The following is an 18399-nucleotide window of genomic DNA, read 5'->3' as shown; positions in this document are numbered from 1 at the left end:
TCATGACAGAAGTTAAGCCTGTCGGTTACGACGAAGCTGATTTCCCAGAGCCACCGGCTCGTGAAGATTGGTACGCTTACTACATTTTCTACACCAGCAACAATAGCCCGCTCCTCATTGAGTGCATCAAACCATTAATCGACGAGTTGCGCAGCCGGGATCTAATCGAGCGGTGGTTCTTCATTCGCTACTGGCAGGAGGGTCCGCATCTAAGATTTCGAGTTAAGCCACGCCCTGAAGCCTTTGACCAGGTTAAGCAGATGGTTAACGAACAGGTGGCGACATTCCTTGAAGTGCGACCTGCGCTTTATGAGATGAAATCGGAGATTGTCGGGGGCATCTATAAGGATATGTTCCTGATGGAGGGCACCGAGGAAGAATGGAATGAACTATATGGCGACGACGGTATGCCGCTTCGGCCTTCCAACTCCACCTCTGTTGAGGTGTACGAACCCGAGTACATAAAGTATGGTGGCCCGAATGGTATTGAAATCTCCGAGCAGCATTTCGAGGATTCCAGTGACCTCGTGTTGACTTTGTTGGATACCACTAATGCCCATGTGCGTTCAGTTCTGTTTGGCCTGGCCTTGCAAATTATGGTTGTCACCATCGCAACCTTTCTGCCGAAGATGACAGATCAGCTGGAGTTTCTGAAGGCTTATCAGGCTTTCTGGGACACCATGATGCAGCAGGCTCCCAAAACGGACCAGTACGACTCTAATTTCGAGAAAATGGGGGAAAGCTTAGACAAGCAGATCCCTGGCATAATTCAGCTCGTCGCTGGTGATCGTCAGGAGGAACTCCCGAGTTTCCTTAGCGATTGGGGCGTCAAGGTGCGTCGAACTCGGGACAATCTGGACAAGGCCACTCGCGAGGGCAAGATCTTGCTTATTTCTCGTGAGGACGGTACTCGCAGGGTAGCGGATGATGAAAATAGGGCTAGGTGGTCCCTGCTTATCCCATACATCCACATGACTAATAACCGGATTGGCATCAGTATCCCTGAAGAGACTTATCTCTCATACCTGCTGCAACGACACCTTGAGGCTCGTTCATGACATTTCAGAATCTAGACCTCACCGTTCGTCCTGGAGTCATCCTGGGGCCTGCGATTGCTCGCGACGGAGTACCGGTACATGCAGTTTACAATGTTGAGGAGGATCGCTATTACCAAATTGGTGAGCGAGAATTCTTCATTATTGACAGATTAAAGCGTGGGTTGGAACTCGATCAAATCAGCCAACTATACGCGGATAGATTTGGTAAGGTTTTAGGTGTGCAGTCGTGGCATCAAATGGCCATACTGTTGGGATCTAAGCGCCTTCTATTGGAGGATGGAATCAAGCATGAGTCCCGGGCTCGCGAGAGAATGTTATCCAGGGACTGGGGGCTATTTTCCGGAAAGTTTGGTCTCTTTGACCCCAGCCCATTAATAGCGAATATCCAGCGTAAATGTCCTTGGGTGATATCCAAGGGAGCCTTGGTTTTAGGTCTGCTAAGCTTTGCCGCCCTATGTGTGGTAGTCGGATTCAACTTTAAGACTATGAAGGGCGACACCGTTCGTGTGTTTACCGAAGTTCCATCAATCGCGGCTCTTATTGCCGTAATCCTGCTTTTTTCAATGTTCATCCACGAGATGGGGCATGCCTTAGCTTGTGCGGGCACGGGCGGGGCCTGTCATGAGATTGGTTTCGCATGGCGTATACCGATGTTCTATTTCTATGCGACCACTGACGATGTGTACCTAGCTCCAGCTAACCGACGTGTTGTGGTGTCCGCAGCTGGAATGCTGGCTGGCTCGCTCCCCCTATTTCCATTTGTGGTTGCCTATCTGTTCTTAGGGGAAGGTTTTGGGGCGGAGGTTGTTGCATCCGTTCTTTACGTTGGATTTTTCGCTACAGCTATCAATTTAGTTCCTCTTTTTGGGCTTGACGGCCACAAGATTTTGAGTCATTCTCTGGGCGTCTGGGACATTTCTTCTGAAGGGCGAAGCTGGATAGTAAACGTCTTTTCACATAAGAGTCCGCACAAACATTTTGGTTTTGGCGTTAAGGCTTTTGCAATATTCGAGCTGCTTGCTATGACCGCGATGACTGTGGGTAGCACCTTGTGGTGGGTAGCGTTGTTGGCCCCCAAGGTCGGCGTAATGTGGGCGATCCTAATTGTAATATTGATCTGGTTTGTTGCTGGATCAGTATTTATCTTTTTTGTTCTACGCAATCGGAAGAAAAAGCTATGAACCCAGTTTTAAAAGTGACTCCTGAGAGATCTCGAATAGATAGTCCGATTCAGATAACGGCAGGAGGTCTCGTTCCCGGAGAACGGGTTACCATTCGAACTAACGTTATGGATGGCGCACTTAGAGAGTGGGAGTCCATAGCCATTGTTAACGCTGATTCTGCCGGCGCGGTTGATCTGTCTCAGATGGCCCCTCTTGAAGGCTCGACATACCAGGGCATTGATGGGGAGGGGCCGTTGTGGTCAATGCTGGGCCCTGATCAGTCGAAGTTTTTCACCCGCAACCTTCCTGTCGAGTTGGAGTACCATTCTGAGCTACTCCGCGGTGATAGCGTCATCGCTTCAACTCGATTTCGTAGGCATTTCGGTGATGGCGTCAAATGCGGTCAGGTCCATGAACCTCCTGTTGTGGGCACATTCGCCCATCCTAACGATGATTTGCCACATCCAGGCGTTCTTTTACTGCACGGTTCTGACTCTGTCGACTTGGCTGGCGCCTCTAAACTACTCGCGTCTGAAGGCTATTCCGTTTTGGCTCTCAGATGGTTCGGGATTGAGGATCGTCCTCCACACTTGGTCAACATCAACCTGAATGATATTGATCGTGTCGTAAAACATATGCTCAATGACGATTTTGTGTTGGGAGACCATATCGCCGTGATTGGGCTGTCTCGCGGCGCGGAGCTGGGGCTAGAATTGGCTGCAAATAACGCCAACATAGGGCTGACTATTGCCCTATCGCCCTCATCTATCAGACAAGCTGGGATGGGTGAGAATTTCTCATTCAAGGATCCCGCATGGGTTCGAAACGGGGAACCTCTTGAGTGGGTACCTGGCGGCAATGGATTTGGGATGATGATTTCGTGGCTATCGGCTGTCATTCGAAGAAAACCCATGCGCCAGAAGCGCAGCTTCCTTAAAGACCTAAATAAGAAGGATGAGGCTGTCGAAAAGTCAACTATTCAGGTGGAAAACTGCAAGGGCCCCATTACCCTGATTTTTGGGGACGATGATGGGCTGTGGCCATCTAAAGAGTATTCTGACCGCATTGCTGGCAGGCTGAAGAATGCCGATTGGCCGGGCAATCTGAGGATTGAGTGCCTACCTGGTGCTGGGCACTTTGTTGGGTTTCCCTATGCTCTTCCCACCTTGCCGCCAATGCGTATGCTCAAGCCCACTTCATTTTTCTCCATTGACTTTGGCGGCTCAGCTGAAGCGAATGCCGAGTCGGCAAAAAAGGTTTGGCAAATAGTTCAGGAAGAGTTATCTCGGTGGAGTATGTCGTTAATTACTGAAAGCGATAGGAGGGGCAATGGGAAAGGTTGTTGACTGTCATGGTCTGAGTAAGACCTACCGGACAGGAACGGTGGCGCTTGATGGTCTCGATTTCTCTGTAGAAAAGGGTGCCATTCATGGGCTAGTGGGTAGGAATGGGGCCGGTAAGACTACGTTGATGAAGTGCCTATTTAATCTGATTCGACCCACATCCGGCACCGTTAATGTATTCGGCCAGCCTGCCGGGCAGATGGCCCACAAGGTGGGTGGGTTGATTGAAATGCCTGCCTTCTATAAACACCTTAGCGGAAGGCAAAATTTGGCCCTATTTGCCGGATATTTCGGTGTGAACACTGCCGAGTGTGGGCGCATCCTCGATCTTGTTGGATTGGCCAATCGAGCTGAAGATAAGGCCTCAGGTTACTCTCTCGGCATGAAGCAGCGGCTCGGAATAGCCATTGCCCTCCTAGGCAAGCCTGAGTTGCTGATTCTTGATGAGCCGGTCAATGGCCTGGACCCGCAGGCGATTGCGGAAACCAGAGATTTGATAAGGACCCTTCGGGACTCTGGAACCACAATCTTGCTTTCCAGCCATCTGCTAGGGGAAATTGAGCAAGTTTGCGATACCGTCACCGTCCTGGAATCTGGAAAACTTGTGGCTAACGGTACGCCAGAGCAGCTTCGCCAACAGTTCAACGGTCAGGCTCCATTAGAGCTGCAGGTGGGGGACCCGGCTAAGGCTTCACAGCTATTGGAGGGCATGGGCGTCAAGGTTAAGGTCGAGGGGTCAAGCCTCCTTGCCTATCTGCCGGAGGATGTGACTGCATCCGATCTGGTCAAGGTCCTAGTCAAGGAGGATATCGAGGTCAGGGCTGTCAAAAAACGAGACTCCCTAGAGGCCGCCTATCTGTCGATGACTCAGAAGGAGCAGTGAAATGAGTACTGTTAGTGTCCAGAAAAGCTCGTCAACAGATTTATGGCAGATCATTCGCACAGATGTGAAAGCGGCGACCCTTAGACCGGCGATTCGGATAGCTGTGCTCATCTGGGTTCTCCAGATCGTGATTTTTGCTTATGTAATTCCGTACATCGTCTACCACACCGCGACCGATGCCATCGGGCCCGAAGCTGCTGAAGCTCTACAGGCAGGCCTCGAGCTGTCGGTGTTGGGTGAATACGTGACTGCTTCTGTCCCTCTTTACGGCATTCCCGTTGGCGTGACAGTGGGAGCCATCCTGGTCTGCAGTGACTACGAGTCAAGGACCTTGGGTATCCTGTTGGCAAGAATCCCCAAGCGCTGGTGGCTTGGAGTTAGCCGATTGGTCACCATGGCGGTCGTCTCCTTGGTTATGGCCTTGTGTTCTTTTATTGCAGCGGCTATTTGCTCCACTATTTTCACTGCTATCCGAGGTGCGGGGTTCGGCTTTGATTTCGGCGGAACGGTGTTAGGCCTTGGTGCCACGACTCTCGGGCTCTTCTCATATGCAGTCTTGGGGTCTCTATTCGGGTATCTGACCAGGTCGATATTGGGTGCTGTGATGCTCGGTCTTGGCTGGACCTTCGGCATTGAAACGCTTGGCATTGGAATGTTGTCCGGCTCTTCTGGCTTCTTCAAAGTCTTGCACGGGTTCACCTTGACTGGGAATATTGGTTCACTTCCGGCAGCTTTAGACAGAACTGAAGTGCTTAGCCTCCTGTCTTCGCCCGGGGTTAACACGCTGCATTCAGGCTTAGTCGCTTTCATTTTCATAATTTGCTGGCTGGTGGTTTGCGCGTCTCTGGGTATCTCTCTTCTGTGTCGAAGGGACGTAGCCTAGCAAATAACTTCCACTCCCAATGCCGGCTCTGCTACTCATCAGGGCCGGCATCATCGTCCTCCAGACGCTCATCTCGGTTATCTCAATTGGTGCGGAAGGGGCGCAGCAGGCCTTCCCTTGGTACGTTGGCGGACGGGTTGAAGAGCAGCTCGGTAGAGTCAGTCTGACCTATGAAGTCCGCTGGCCCGATGTAGGATGAGCGTTGCCCCCTTTGAGTGGTACCCGCTAACGGAAGGCAAAAATCACACCCCCTCTGCCGCAGAGTGGGGCATAGATCGAGCAAGAGGATTACTCGGAGGTGAGACGCAAAAGGAAAGACAACTCACTGAGCTCACGCCTGGAGCAACGAAGCCCCTGCTCAACAGGGGTTCTTACGCTCACGCAGCAGTTATCAAATCCGACGTCTTTGTCTCAGTTACGCCCGGAGCTGCGAATAGTGGTGATGTCGGCGACTTTAGATAGTGAACTGTTCCGCAAGGTTTTAGGGGAAGATACCCCCGTTTTAGAGGCGGAGGGCAAACTTTTTCCTCTGCAAGAAGTGTTCGCGCCGCCGCCAGCGCGGGTGCGGCGGATTAGTGAGCGGGGAACTTCCCTAGAGTTTCGCTACTATTTGGCTGATTTGGCGTTAAAACATCGCATACAGGCTGACACTTTGCTGTTTGCTCCCGCAATCGCGGATGTAGAGGCGATTGCCTCCGCATTGCGATCCCGCGCTAGTTATCCGGAGCGAATCATGACCCTGCACGGGCAGCTATCTGCCCGCGAGCAGGCAAAAGTGCTGTCCCAGGGTGCTTCTTCCACTAGTGGGGACGCCCTTAAGCCCGGGGAGGGCAGGATTATTGTGACCACTTCGGTGGCAGAATCGGCACTGACAGTTCCCGGGGTTCGCCAGGTGATTGACAGCGGATTATCGCGGGTTCCCAGTCGCCGTCTGCGTGGAAATGCCGGGGGATTGAGCACTTTGAGTTGCTCGCGAGCCGCGGCAACTCAACGCGCAGGACGCGCCGCACGCCTGGGACCCGGATTTGTGATTCGCGGCTATGACCAGCAAACTTATGCGCGTATGGAACCCGATACGCAGCCGGAAATCCTGCGGAGTGACCTTGCCCAGACCTATTTGCAGCTGGCGGATTGGGGGCAAACCGATCTGAAAGTTCTGGCGCTGCCTACTTCCCCTCCGCCTGCTGCCTGGCAGCAGGCGGAGAAGGATTTGCAGGCACTCGGCGCTTTAGATAATGATTGCCGGATTACCGCTTTTGGACGCCAATTGGTACAAATTCCCGCTCACCCCCGCCTGGCACGCGCCTTGATTTTGGGGGCGCGTCTGGTGGGTGAGCGCCGCGCCGCCCAGGTAGTGGCGGCTTTACAGACGGATTTACGCAGCCCAGACGGTGATTTATGGGCTGCGATTCGCCGCGCGGAGCGCCAAGGAGATAGAACTTATCGCACTGAGCGCAGCCGTTTTGAAAAATTGGCGCGGCGTTATCAAGGTATTGATACTGTTAGCGAGAACTTTATGTCGTCGTTGTCTGCTAGGGGTGGGCGGCTAGGGCAAGGCAGCGCGAATAGCCAAGCTGCAAGTGCACCAGCTAATTTTCAAAAACTCGCAGGCGATTTAAGCGTTGGATTAGTGGTAGGGATGGCTTTCCCCGATCAAATAGGGCGTCTAACCAGTAACGACGGGGTGTATCAGCTTTCTGGTTCGGGAGCGGCTCGCCTAGACAATGACAGTTCTTTATCCACCAGTAAATGGCTGGCGATTGCAGAAATCGGGTTGCGTCAAGGCGGTGACGACCTGATTCGTTTAGCCGTGCCCCTCACCGAGGAACTGGCGTTAGAACTGGGAAGTCATCTAAAACAAGAAAAGTATTTTGCAGAATTTCGGGACGGAAAAATCGTTGCTTGGAAGCAACGGTGTCTAGGAGAAATCCCTCTGCAGCGTCAAAAAACGATAATCCGGGAACCTGAGCGCGTCCTCGAAGCCGAATATCAGCGGGTGGGGCTAGATTTTCTGACTTGGAACCCTAAAGCCACTCGCTTACGTGCCCGCCTGCGTTGGGGGTCAAACTATTTGCCGGTTATCCCCCCGGTTAGTGACCAGGATTTATACGATAATCCCCGCTTCTGGCAGGTATTGATTAGCTATTTTGCAGACGGTAAAAACGCTGCAAACGCCCCGGTAACAACCTGGTTGGAGGGGGTACTCGACTATGACACTCGGCGCACCTTGGATCAAGAGGCACCCAGCGAGTTTTTACTTCCTTCTGGCCGGCGCGCCGCTATTAGCTATCCAAACGATATCAGCAGCGGCCCGCCTCGGGTACAGGCGAAACTACAAGAGTTCTTTGGACTGCAGTCCGCGCCAAAAATCCTGGGAGGTCAAGTCGATCTGGCGATGGAGATGCTGTCACCGGCAGGTCGCCCGCTGGCGTTAGTGACCGACTTGGCTCACTTCTGGGATGAAGTTTATCCGCAGGTACGAGCGGAAATGCGGGGCAGATACCGCAAGCATCCTTGGCCGGAAGATCCCCGCGCCGCCCTCGCCACTGCCGCCACCAACCGTCAACTCCGCTCCCGCCGTTAAAAGTGCCGATTACTTTTTATCTCCCTTAGTAGGGGCGGAACCTAGATTTTTCCTCCCTAAATAAGGGTGAGGATTACTTTTGTCTCCCGCCCAAAGAACTTGGGTAATACCCGAGGTATTACCCAAGTTCTTACGCCCGCCTAACCTGATCGACAAAAAGTAATCCTCACCCTTACCGTTTTGCGGGAATAGTAGTAAGTTTGCGCAGTAAATCAGGTGTATCCGCGCAGAGTTGTTGCGGGGTGGGGCTAGGTTTTATCCGAGTGGGCGCGGTGGGCATAAGAATTCGGTAAATACCTTTGGTATTTACCGAATTCTTGGGCGGGAGGAAAAACCTAGCCCCCCAACGCTTACGGTCGGCGGGAGACAAAAGTAATCTCCGCCCGGACGAGAATAAGCCCGCAGTGGATCGGAAAACAAAGGGCTAGAGTCGATTACGAGAGGGCGGCGCCTACTACCTCTTGCGCTTCGGAAATCACTTGATCAACGTGCTGGTCGCCCTGGAAGGACTCCGCGTAAATCTTGTAGATATCTTCGGTACCCGAGGGACGCGCCGCAAACCAGGCGTCCTTAGTGACTACTTTCAGTCCACCGATTTCAGCGTCATTACCGGGGGCGCGCACCAGTTTGTCGGTAATCTCTTCCCCGGCGAGTTTCTCGGCGGTTACGTCCTCGGAAGAAAGTTTCTTGAGTTTAGCTTTCTGCTCCGGGGTGGCGGCGGCCTCGAAACGCTTATAACTGGAAGCCCCGAAACGTTCCACCTGCTGTTTATGCAGCTGCGAGGGAGAAGTTCCGGTTACCGCCAGGATTTCGGAAGCTAGTAGCGCCAAAATAATGCCGTCTTTATCGGTTGTCCAGACAGACCCATCTTTGCGTAAGAAAGAGGCACCGGCGGATTCCTCGCCCCCGAAACCGATAGTTCCGGAGAGTAATCCCGGCACGAAATACTTAAAGCCCACTGGCACTTCCACCAGTTTGCGCCCCATATGGGCAACCACCCGGTCGATTAGCGAGGAGGAAACCAAGGTCTTCCCAACTCCGCAACCCTCGCCCCACTCCGGCCGGTGGGTGTACAGGTATTCGATAGCGACTGCCAGGTAATGGTTGGGGTTCATTAGTCCATCCGGGGTGACAATCCCGTGGCGATCCGAATCTGCATCGTTACCGGTAGCAATATCGAAAGGCGTAACCCCGTCCTCGTCCGGTGCCATCTTTTCCCGTAGCGAAGCCATCGCATAAGGGGAGGAGCAGTCCATTCGGATCTTTCCATCCCAATCCAAGGTCATGAAACTGAAGGCGGGATCCACATCCGGGTTAACTACCGTCAGGTTTAGGTCGTGACGCTCAGCAATCATCCCCCAATAGTCCACGGAAGCTCCGCCTAAGGGATCTGCGCCGATACGTACTCCCGCAGAGCGAATCGCATCCAAGTCGATAACGCTGGGCAGCGCATCTACGTATTCATGCAGATAATCATGGGGGTGGACACAGTCGGCGCGAGTTAGATCTGCCAGAGTAGAACGCGGAACATTGCGCCAGCCGTCCTGGAGAATCTGGTTAGCGCGATCGGCGATCCAGCCGGTAGCATCCACGTCTGCCGGGCCGCCAGTGGGGGGATTGTATTTGAATCCGCCATCGCGCGGTGGGTTGTGTGACGGGGTGATTACAATCCCGTCGGCCACATCCGCGCCCGAGGTGCGCACCTTGCCAGGAGCCCCATTTGCCTGCAGGATCGCTAAGGATACTGCCGGGGTGGGTACGTAGGAGTTGCGCGAATCTATCCGCACGTCCACCCCGTTAGCTACCAGCACTTCCAGGGCGCTGCGGTGGGCAGGCTCCGAAAGGGCGTGGGTGTCACGCCCCATAAATAGTGGTCCGTTAATTCCCTGGTTGCGGCGGTATTCCACAATCGCCTGGGTGATGGCCACGATATGGGCTTCGTTAAATGCGTGGTCGAAGGCGCTGCCGCGGTGTCCCGAGGTGCCGAAACTGACCCGTTGGCTAGGCTCGTTGGGGTCTGGCTCCAGGTCATAGTAGGCGGCTAGGAGGTCATCGACATTGATTAAATCTTCTGGTTTGGCTTTTTGCCCGGCTCTTTCAAACATGTATTCAGTCTTTCACTTATTTCCCTTTTTGTCTGCAAAAAGCACCAGGTTTTATCAGTGCAAAATGCCAGGTAAATTGAGGGCATGAATCGCTTTGACGAGGTAATGCGCCACGCTATGGATTTGGCTACCTGTGCGCAAAAGCAGGCAGATGTGCCGGTGGGGGCGCTTTTGCTCGCGCCCCGCAGCGAAAATTTGGCGCCAATTGGCGTCCGGAATGCTGATATTTTTACCGGCGAGGGTGCGCTGGCTTCCGCGGGCGAGGGCGCGCCCACTTCCGAGAGTGATTCCCCTCCCTACCTGGGAGACTGGGAAATCATTGGGCGCGGCTTTAACCAGCGTGAAACCTATCCTTTTGATCCCACGGCTCACGCAGAGATTATGGCTTTGCGGCAAGGAGCGCGCCGCCTGGGTGCTTGGCGACTCACCGGCACCACCTTGGTGGTCAACCTGGAACCTTGCACTATGTGTGCCGGAGCCCTGGTGAATGCCCGGGTTTCGCGGGTAGTGTTCGGTGCTTGGGATGACAAAGCGGGAGCTGCGGGCTCTGTCCGTGATGTCCTGCGCGATAGCCGCCTAAATCACCGTATTGAAGTAATCGGTGGGGTACTAGAGCAGGAATGTTCCGCGCAACTAAAGGACTTCTTTGCTCGCCGCCGCTAGGGCGCTGCCGTTCGCCGCGCCCCGTCACGTTCGAGCCCTGCACTTGCTGCACTCCCTCCTCGAAAATTCCAAATTCCGGCAAACAGGAAGATAACTCTCCGGCAAACAGGAAGATAGGACAAATGAAAATGAGGCTTATCAGCTTAAATGACTTTCCTCTAAAGCCATGCTAACGGGCGGAAAAGAAGTTTAGGATTCCTTGGGCGAGGACGGCGTCGTACTGCTAGGGGAGGGCGCATTTGCCAGGGCTCTAGTAGTTTTTGAGGGCGGCGCAACTCTATTTTCTAAAGACTGCCATTCAATTGAAACTTTGAGGACGCTCAAACAAGTGTGTCCTTGTGTCTGGGACTTAGGTCGACTATAGTGGCTATTGTAAGGACAATTTGGTTAATCAAAGGGGATGCCTACAACCTGGCATGACCGGCGATAAGGTCAGCAACATTCTGAGGAGAAACTGACAATGGTAAAACAGTTGCAGCATTGGATTAACGGTGAATACGCACAGGGGAAACCTGCAGGACACATCGATATTGAAGATCCAGCGCTAGGAGAGGTCGTAGCTACGGTTCCCTCCGCATCGAGCGAAGATTTGGATCACGCAGTAGCGATTGCCAAAAAAGCGCAAAAAGAGTGGGCAAAACTTTCGCTCGCAAAACGCGTAGACATCATGTTCAAGATGCGCCACCTGGTTTTGGAAAACCAAGACAAGATGGCACGGCTAATCGTCCAGGAGCACGGTAAGAACTACTCGGACGCGATTGGCGAGATTCAGCGCGGACGGGAAACCCTCGACTATGCTTGCGGAATTAACGCCAATATGAAGGGTGAATATTCCTACCAGATTTCGACTGGCGTTGATATTTACACCGTGCGGCAGCCGGTGGGAGTAGTAGCGGGGATTTGCCCGTTCAACTTCCCGGCAATGGTGCCCATGTGGATGCACCCCTTGGCTATCGCTACTGGTAATGCCATTATTATTAAGCCCGCGTCCTCCACTCCTTCCGCTGCCCTCTTTACCGGCGAACTCTACAAGCAAGCGGGGCTGCCGGACGGGATTTACCAGGTATTGACCGGTAACCGTAACCTGGTTACCTCGATTCTGGAACACCCCGGAATTGATGCGATTTCGTTTGTGGGTTCTACTCCGGTTGCTCATATCGTGCAGAACACCGGGGTTGCTCACGGCAAACGCGTCCAGGCTCTGGGCGGGGCAAACAACCACGCCATCGTGATGCCGGATGCGGATATCGATTTCGCCGCCAAACATATTTCGGCAGCGGCTTTCGGAGCGGCTGGGGAACGCTGCATGGCGCTACCGGTGGTAGTAGCTGTGGGAAGCGCTGGTGAGAAACTAGCCGAGAAAGTTAAAGCCCACGCTGACCAGATTCACGTGGATCAAGGCATGGTTGAGGGCTGTGAGATGGGACCGGTGATTGACAAGAAAGCGCAGGAACGCATCGAAGGTCTGATTACTGACGCTGAAGAACGCGGTGCGACTATTGTGCGTGATGGTCGCGGATTCCGGCCGGAAGGTTACCCCAACGGCTACTTCGTAGGGCCCACCATTATCGATAACTGCCCCAAAGATGCGCCCGCCTATTACGAGGAAATCTTTGGTCCGGTGCTGGTAATTACCCGCGCTGAAACCTATGAGGAAGCTATCGAAATCGTTAATTCCTCTCCCTTCGGTAATGGCTCTGCCATCTTCACCAATGACGGCGGGGTAGCGCGCAAGTTCACTCTCGATGTTGAGGCCGGAATGGTGGGCGTTAACGTCCCGATTCCGACTCCGGTTGCCTACTACTCCTTCGGTGGCTGGAAAGACTCGCTACTGGGTGACACTCATATCCACGGCCCCGAGGGCGTGAAGTTCTATACCAAAGCCAAGGCGATTACTACCCGCTGGCCGAGCGAATCCGGACACTATGAAGCCACTATGAGCTTCCAGCGCGAGGAAGGCTAAAGGTAGCTAAAGGAACCTATAGGTTCAAGAACATTTGATGCAGGCGCGGGTCGCCGGTCAGTTCGGGGTGAAAAGTAACCCCGATTTGATTGGCGGCTCGCGCTCCCACAATTAGTCCATTTACTCGTCCGAGTTCTTCCACTCCCGGTCCCACTTCGCTAATCCGCGGAGCTCGAATAAAGGTCATCGGCAGATCTTCCATGCCCGCAAAGTCAGCTCGGGTATTAAAAGAACCGAGTTGGCGTCCATAAGCATTGCGTTCCACGGTAACGTCCAAGGTGCCGAGCGCGGTGCGATCCACGCTACGCTTACCCATAATCCGCTTGGCCAGCAAAATTAGTCCCGCGCAAGTACCCAGCACCGGCATCCCGGCGGTAATCATTTCCCGTAGCCGGTCCGCCATCCCCAGTTCAATCAGCAGTTTTGATTGCACCGTGGATTCTCCGCCCGGCAGCACCAGGCGGTTAAACCCGCTGCGCAAATCGGCGGCTTCCCGCAATTCAACTACCTGAGTCCCCAGAGCCTCTAGGCACTGTTCATGCTCAATGAATGCCCCTTGAACTGCGAGGACGCCAACTTTTTCCATCTGTCCTTACTGACCGTTTCTGTTTTTTTTGGGGGGGGGGGGGTTACTTTCCGCGCTCTGCCATTAGCAGGTCGATTTCGCTTTCGTTAATCCCCACCATGGCTTCACCTAAGTTTTCGGACAGCTGCGCGATCAGCTTCGCGTCTTTGAAGTTAGTGACCGCCTTGACGATGGCGGCGGCGCGTTTGGCGGGGTTACCGGACTTGAAAATACCGGAGCCTACGAACACGCCCTCGGCGCCTAGCTGCATCATCAAAGCTGCGTCTGCCGGGGTGGCCACCCCGCCCGCGGCGAAGTTTACTACCGGCAGGCGCGAGGAATCGTGTACCTCTTTGAGTAGTGATAGTGGCACCTCTAGTTGCTTGGCGGCTTCAAAAAGTTCATCTTCGCGCAGGTTTGAAACCCGGCGAATCTCGGCATTCATCTCGCGCATATGGGTAACTGCCTGCACAACGTCACCGGTTCCCGGCTCGCCCTTAGTACGGATCATAGTTGCGCCCTCGCCGATACGCCGCAGCGCTTCACCCAGGTTGCGCGCCCCGCATACGAAAGGCACTTTGAACTGGGTTTTATCAATATGGTAGATGTTGTCGGCGGGAGAGAGTACTTCCGATTCATCGATATAGTCGATTTCGATGGCCTCTAGCAGCTGGGCTTCTACGAAATGCCCGATTCGGCACTTTGCCATTACCGGAATCGAAACCGCTTCTTGAATTCCCTTGATCATTGCCGGGTCGCTCATCCGGGAAACGCCACCCGCTGCCCGGATATCGGCGGGGATACGTTCTAGTGCCATCACCGCCGCCGCGCCGGCGTCCTCTGCAATACGCGCCTGCTCTGGGGTGGTGACGTCCATAATCACGCCCCCTTTTAGCATTTGTGCTAGTTGGCGATTCAGCGCCACCCGTTCTTTCGGGTCGTTTGATTCCTGGACGCTGGAAGCGTTGCCGGTTTCCATTTTCCGTTCCTTCTTTCTGTGACTGACCTTCTGGGTTGGCGGCGCTAGGCGACGCATTTTGCCCTCTAGACATCTACTTTACAAACTAACTTAGGGAAATAGGTATTTTTTTGGGCAAACACTCATCTAGCGAACAAGAGCAGACTAGAGGCGTTTCTTGACGCGATAAAAATTAAATTAGCAACACTCTTGACAGCCTGATTTAACACGTGTTAAATAAAGGTGGACAGACTTTGGCAGTAGCAAAGTCTGAAAAGGGAAACCTCGGCAAAGTCTCGATATAACGAAACGTTTCGGCTAAACTGAGGATATCCAGTAAAATGAGCGGAGCAAAGAGGCTGCTGCCTGCGGGAGAAACCTCGAAAACCGCTCTGAGAAATAAAGTCACCGCCAAGTATAAGGAATGAATAATGGTCAAGATTGCCCTCGACCCCAATATGTATTACTGGTTTATGTCGGTTCCGCAAACCCTACATAAAGCTCGGGAGCTGGGTTTTGATTACGTGGAACTGTCTCCGGCAGCAGATTTTCACTTCTGGCATCACTACCCCAAAGCTGATGACGCTTATGTGGCGGAGCTTAACAAGGCGCAAAAAGAATCCGGGGTCAAGATTGCCACTTTGAATCCGGTGTTTAACTGGGCGTGTGTTGATGAGGAAGAGCGGCAAGCCCAGGTGCGTAACTGGCGGCGGCTGCTGGAGATTGCCGATCAGCTAGACGTGCGCGAAATTGTTTCTGAATTTTCCGGGGATCCCAACACTCCCCGGCGTTGCGAGCATCAGTGGTACAAGTCGATTGAAGAGCTGACTCCCGATTTTGAAAAATATGGGATTCAGCTGAACATGGAGGCTCACCCCTATGACTTCGTGGAGCTTCACGATCCCGCCATCAACTTGATTCGCGGAGTCAATAAGCCCTGGATTGGCTATGAGTACTGCGCCCCGCATACCTTCCATCTTTCAGACGGCAAGGGAGACGTAGAGCGGATGCTGCGCTCTGCCGGTGACCTGCTGAAAGAGGTACATATTGCTGATGTTTATAACCACAAGGCGTTCGATGGTAACCGCTACGTAATTAATCCTCCGGGAGTTGACGCCCGGGTACACCAGCACAATGAAATCGGTATGGGTGAAGTTCCCTGGGACGAGCTGTTTGGCACCTTGCGGGATATGAACTTCGATGGGGTATTATCTCTGTGTGTATTCGGTTGGCATGACCGCGCTGACGAAATCAATAAGAAGATGATTGCCCGGGTAAAGAGCGAGTTCGGACAGTAGCTTTATCGCGTAAAGAACGCAGGATTTGGTTTTTCGAGGGCGCAGGTGGCGTCCTCGGAAAACCTTACTTCAGGGAAAGTGTTCCTCTAAAACCAACTGTAAAAAGATAACGTTAACTATACTTTTACCTGTGAATACTCGGACGGATTTTAGGTGTGTTTTAGTTAGCTATCGGCTTATTCCCAATTGGATTTCAACCGTTGCGTTTTTTAGCGGTAGCCAGTTATTTAGCGATAATCTAAGAGCAACGCTATGAAACAAAAAATAACTATCTCCGATGTTGCCAAGGAAGTGGGAGCCGCCATTTCTACGGTGTCCGTTGCGTTGTCCGGACGACCCGGAGTTTCGGAAAAGAGGCGCGCTGAGATTCAGCGCGCCGCTTTTGAGATGGGATATCGTCCTGACCGGCAGGCCGCCCTCATCCGTCTAGACCGCAGCTATTTGCTGGGTGTGGTTTATTATATGGAGCAAGAGTTCCAAACCTCGCTGATGGATCCGCTCTATCGTTACGCTGAAAAACAAGGGTATCGCTTGGTAGCGGCGGGTTGCGTGGGGCTGCGCAGCGAAATGGATTGCATCGAATCCCTGCTGCAAGACCGCTGTGAAGGAATAATTCTTATCGGTACAAAACTCTCCGGTGAGTATTTAGAAAAAGTTGCATCTACCATACCGCTGATTACCCTGTGTCAAGAATCTGGGTCAAAGAATGTTGACGCCGTGGTGTCCAATGATGCCTTAGGAATTGAGGAGGGTTTCCAGTATTTACAAAAGCAGGGTCTTGGCGACATTGTGCATATTTGTGGCGACAATCAGGCTAACGCCCGGGTGCGGGAAGCCGCATTTCGCCGCTGCCTTAAAGAATCGGGGTTATCGTCCAGCGAAAGTGTAGCAAATCGTATCTATCAGGGCGGACAAAATCCGGGTGATGGGGCGCGCGTCGCTGACGAGATATTGCACCAGGTCAGCAGGGGGGACAGGGAGCTACCACGTGCAGTGATGTGTTTTAACGACCTATGTGCCCAAGGATTCATGATTCGAATGTGGCAAGAAGGTATCAAAATCCCGCAGGAAGTTGCGGTAGTTGGTTTCGATGACACCCCGATTGCCGCTGAGCCTTATGTGGAACTAACTACCGTGCGGCAAAATCGGGAACAGCTGGCAAGACTAGCAGTTGAGCGCGTGGTAGAACACATAGAGTTCTTTTTGGATGAAGAAAACTATGCCAAGAAATGGGACGTCAGCGAACGCCAAGTGGAAACCCGTCTAATTGTGCGCAAGACCGCCTGAAAACTTGGTCGTTTGTCCTGGAGAAAACCTAGAGGTAGCTGATGACAGTCCTTCCGATATTAGCTCCCCTAAGCGGTGAAGTTGTCCCCGTAACTGCGGTTCCAGATCCAGTTTTTTCCCAGAAAATGATGGGGGAGGGCGTGGCGATTCGTCCTTTACCGCAGGTACAGCCAGTCTTGGCTCCGGTGGCGGGAAAAATCGTAAAACTTTTTAACACTGGGCATGCTTTCGCTTTGGTAGGCGAGGTAGGCGCCCTAGAAGTGCTGGTACACGTGGGTCTAGAGACAGTGGGGCTTAAGGGCGAAGGCTTTAAGCTGTTGTGCGCCCAGGGTGAGCAGGTCAGCGCCGGGCAGCCGATAGTCGAGGTTGATATCCCAAGGTTGCTCGCGTTAGAAAAAGATTCGATTACCCCGGTGGTTTTTATCGGACGTGATCAAGTGGAAACGCTGGATTTTACTCCTGGATTGGTGCAGGCAGGAACCCCGCTTTGTCAGGTAACTTTACGCAAATAACTGTGCGCAGTAATACCTTGACAATCTGACAGTTATTCTCGTTGCCATAGGTAACTGCAAGTTAAAGACCCTAAGCACTTGAAAACATAAAAAGGGGCGGGTTCGAAGATTTTCTTCGAACCCGCCCCTAAGATTTCAGGCGATTAGATTTTCAATATCACCAGGTGGGTCGGATTAAAAACCAGGGAGTACTGCCTTATCCGCCCACTCCTTTTCGATGAACGCCTTGACTTCCGGAGAGTGCAGCAAAGCGTCCAGCTTCTTAATCGCTTCCACTTTTTCGGAATCCTTCTTCCAAACCAAAATATTTAGCGCAGGATTATTCTTGGTAGATTCCAAGATCAAGGCTTCAGAGGGCTTTTTGCCTCCAAGTTGAGCAAAGTTACCGTTGATCACCGCGATATCCAGGTCAGCTAGGGCGCGCACTAACTGCGGACCTTCCACCTCAGGCAGCTCAAAGCCGCGCGGATTGTATTCTTTAGACTTGGCAATTACCGATACCTTCTGCTGTTTTTCATCCTTCGGTAACTTAATTAAACCATTGTCAGCCAGTAGTTTTAGGGCACGAGCCTGGTTAGTGGGGTCGTTGATAATCCCAATCTTGGCGCCGTCCTGCAGCTCCTTAATATCTTTCAGCTTTTCGGAATAAATTCCTAGTGGCTCTAGGTGGATTCCCTTGCCGTGATCGAACTGCCAATTGTTCTTGGTGGTCTGATCATCGAAGTAGGGAACCGTCTGATAATAGTTGGCATCCAGATCCCCAGAATTCAGGGCTTCATTCGGTTGGACGTAGTCGGTGTACTCTTTGACTTCTAACTCGATGCCCTGCTTTTTAGCCAAGTTATCGGCTACGTAACGCAAAATCTTCGCATGCGGATCAGGGGAAGCCCCTACGATCAGTTTATTGTTGTCACCAGCGGAGCTACCGCCGCAAGCAGCCAGACTAAGGGCTAAGCCAGCAGCTCCCGCTGCGGCCACAATTTTCTTCCAAGTTTTCATTTTCTTTTCCTTTTAATTGGTTGTTTTTTAGGTAGTTTACAAAGTTTTCTTGCCCGTCCTCGCCGGCGTCTACCAAGCGGACGAGAACAGAGCCTTCCCCAGCTAGCTAGCATGGTGCCAGGGAATAAAAAGTTT

General features: G+C 52.8%; 15 protein-coding genes. 11 read left to right on the top strand and 4 right to left on the bottom strand.

Annotation, left to right across the window (positions count from 1 at the left end; all coding sequences use genetic code 11):
- Positions 1–2: 2 nt before the first annotated feature.
- The 6 genes from BQ5456_RS03955 to BQ5456_RS03925 all read left to right on the top strand — a co-directional run bounded on the left by BQ5456_RS03955 (position 3) and on the right by BQ5456_RS03925 (position 7914).
- Positions 3–1058 carry a thiopeptide-type bacteriocin biosynthesis protein gene (locus BQ5456_RS03955; RefSeq protein WP_083378345.1) on the top strand — a complete coding sequence of 352 codons (1056 nt, stop codon included), beginning with the start codon at positions 3–5 and terminating at the stop codon, positions 1056–1058.
- Positions 1055–2239, top strand: a complete 1185-nt coding sequence (locus BQ5456_RS03950; RefSeq protein ID WP_071128855.1) for a zinc metalloprotease — start codon at positions 1055–1057, stop codon at positions 2237–2239. The genes BQ5456_RS03955 and BQ5456_RS03950 overlap by 4 nt, the downstream gene beginning before the upstream one ends.
- A complete protein-coding gene (locus BQ5456_RS03945) occupies positions 2236–3567 on the top strand; it encodes an acyl-CoA thioester hydrolase/BAAT C-terminal domain-containing protein (RefSeq protein ID WP_071128854.1) in 1332 nt (443 codons plus the stop codon). Before BQ5456_RS03950 ends, BQ5456_RS03945 begins: the two co-directional genes overlap by 4 nt.
- Positions 3551–4447, top strand: a complete 897-nt coding sequence (locus BQ5456_RS03940; protein ID WP_071128853.1) for an ABC transporter ATP-binding protein — start codon at positions 3551–3553, stop codon at positions 4445–4447. Before BQ5456_RS03945 ends, BQ5456_RS03940 begins: the two co-directional genes overlap by 17 nt.
- A gap of 1 nt (position 4448) precedes the next feature.
- Positions 4449–5330, top strand: coding sequence for a hypothetical protein (locus tag BQ5456_RS03935; protein ID WP_071128852.1), 882 nt, complete (start codon positions 4449–4451; stop codon positions 5328–5330).
- A 406-nt stretch (positions 5331–5736) separates the two neighbouring features.
- Positions 5737–7914, top strand: coding sequence for an ATP-dependent helicase C-terminal domain-containing protein (locus BQ5456_RS03925; RefSeq protein WP_143037017.1), 2178 nt, complete (start codon positions 5737–5739; stop codon positions 7912–7914).
- Positions 7915–8348: 434 nt separating this feature from the next.
- Here BQ5456_RS03925 and pgm read toward each other — a convergent pair whose 3' ends face one another.
- Positions 8349–10019: a phosphoglucomutase (alpha-D-glucose-1,6-bisphosphate-dependent) gene (gene pgm, locus BQ5456_RS03915; protein ID WP_071128848.1), complete on the bottom strand. Its 1671-nt coding sequence runs from the start codon at positions 10017–10019 to the stop codon at positions 8349–8351.
- Between the two features lie 84 nt (positions 10020–10103).
- Between pgm and tadA the strand changes: the two genes are divergently transcribed.
- Together tadA and BQ5456_RS03905 are read left to right on the top strand one after the other, a co-directional pair.
- Positions 10104–10682: a tRNA adenosine(34) deaminase TadA gene (tadA, locus tag BQ5456_RS03910; protein WP_235858529.1), complete on the top strand. Its 579-nt coding sequence runs from the start codon at positions 10104–10106 to the stop codon at positions 10680–10682.
- Between the two features lie 460 nt (positions 10683–11142).
- Positions 11143–12645, top strand: a complete 1503-nt coding sequence (locus BQ5456_RS03905) for a CoA-acylating methylmalonate-semialdehyde dehydrogenase (RefSeq protein ID WP_071128847.1) — start codon at positions 11143–11145, stop codon at positions 12643–12645.
- Between the two features lie 16 nt (positions 12646–12661).
- Here the strand turns inward: BQ5456_RS03905 and pdxT are convergent, their stop codons facing one another.
- Both pdxT and pdxS read right to left on the bottom strand, forming a co-directional pair.
- Positions 12662–13231, bottom strand: coding sequence for a pyridoxal 5'-phosphate synthase glutaminase subunit PdxT (gene pdxT, locus BQ5456_RS03900; protein ID WP_071128846.1), 570 nt, complete (start codon positions 13229–13231; stop codon positions 12662–12664).
- A gap of 43 nt (positions 13232–13274) precedes the next feature.
- Entirely contained in the window at positions 13275–14189 is a 915-nt protein-coding gene (pdxS, locus tag BQ5456_RS03895; RefSeq protein WP_071128845.1) for a pyridoxal 5'-phosphate synthase lyase subunit PdxS, read from the bottom strand.
- Between the two features lie 410 nt (positions 14190–14599).
- On the opposite strand from pdxS, the gene BQ5456_RS03890 reads away from it, so the two are divergent.
- The 3 genes from BQ5456_RS03890 (at position 14600) to BQ5456_RS03880 (ending at position 17265) form a co-directional block, all read left to right on the top strand.
- A complete protein-coding gene (locus BQ5456_RS03890) occupies positions 14600–15466 on the top strand; it encodes a sugar phosphate isomerase/epimerase family protein (RefSeq protein WP_071128844.1) in 867 nt (288 codons plus the stop codon).
- A 252-nt stretch (positions 15467–15718) separates the two neighbouring features.
- Complete coding sequence (locus BQ5456_RS03885) at positions 15719–16753, top strand: LacI family DNA-binding transcriptional regulator (protein WP_071128843.1); 1035 nt, start codon at positions 15719–15721, stop codon at positions 16751–16753.
- A gap of 41 nt (positions 16754–16794) precedes the next feature.
- Positions 16795–17265, top strand: a complete 471-nt coding sequence (locus tag BQ5456_RS03880) for a PTS sugar transporter subunit IIA (RefSeq protein WP_071128842.1) — start codon at positions 16795–16797, stop codon at positions 17263–17265.
- A 174-nt stretch (positions 17266–17439) separates the two neighbouring features.
- Here BQ5456_RS03880 and BQ5456_RS03875 read toward each other — a convergent pair whose 3' ends face one another.
- The gene (locus tag BQ5456_RS03875) at positions 17440–18264 is read right to left on the bottom strand and encodes a MetQ/NlpA family ABC transporter substrate-binding protein (protein WP_071128841.1); all 825 of its coding nucleotides are present in this window, start codon (positions 18262–18264) and stop codon (positions 17440–17442) included.
- Positions 18265–18399 lie beyond the last annotated feature (135 nt).

It is taken from the genome of Varibaculum massiliense (genome assembly GCF_900106855.1).
In the GTDB taxonomy this organism is placed as follows: domain Bacteria; phylum Actinomycetota; class Actinomycetes; order Actinomycetales; family Actinomycetaceae; genus Varibaculum; species Varibaculum massiliense.
This window is presented reverse-complemented; position numbering and strand designations above follow the sequence as displayed.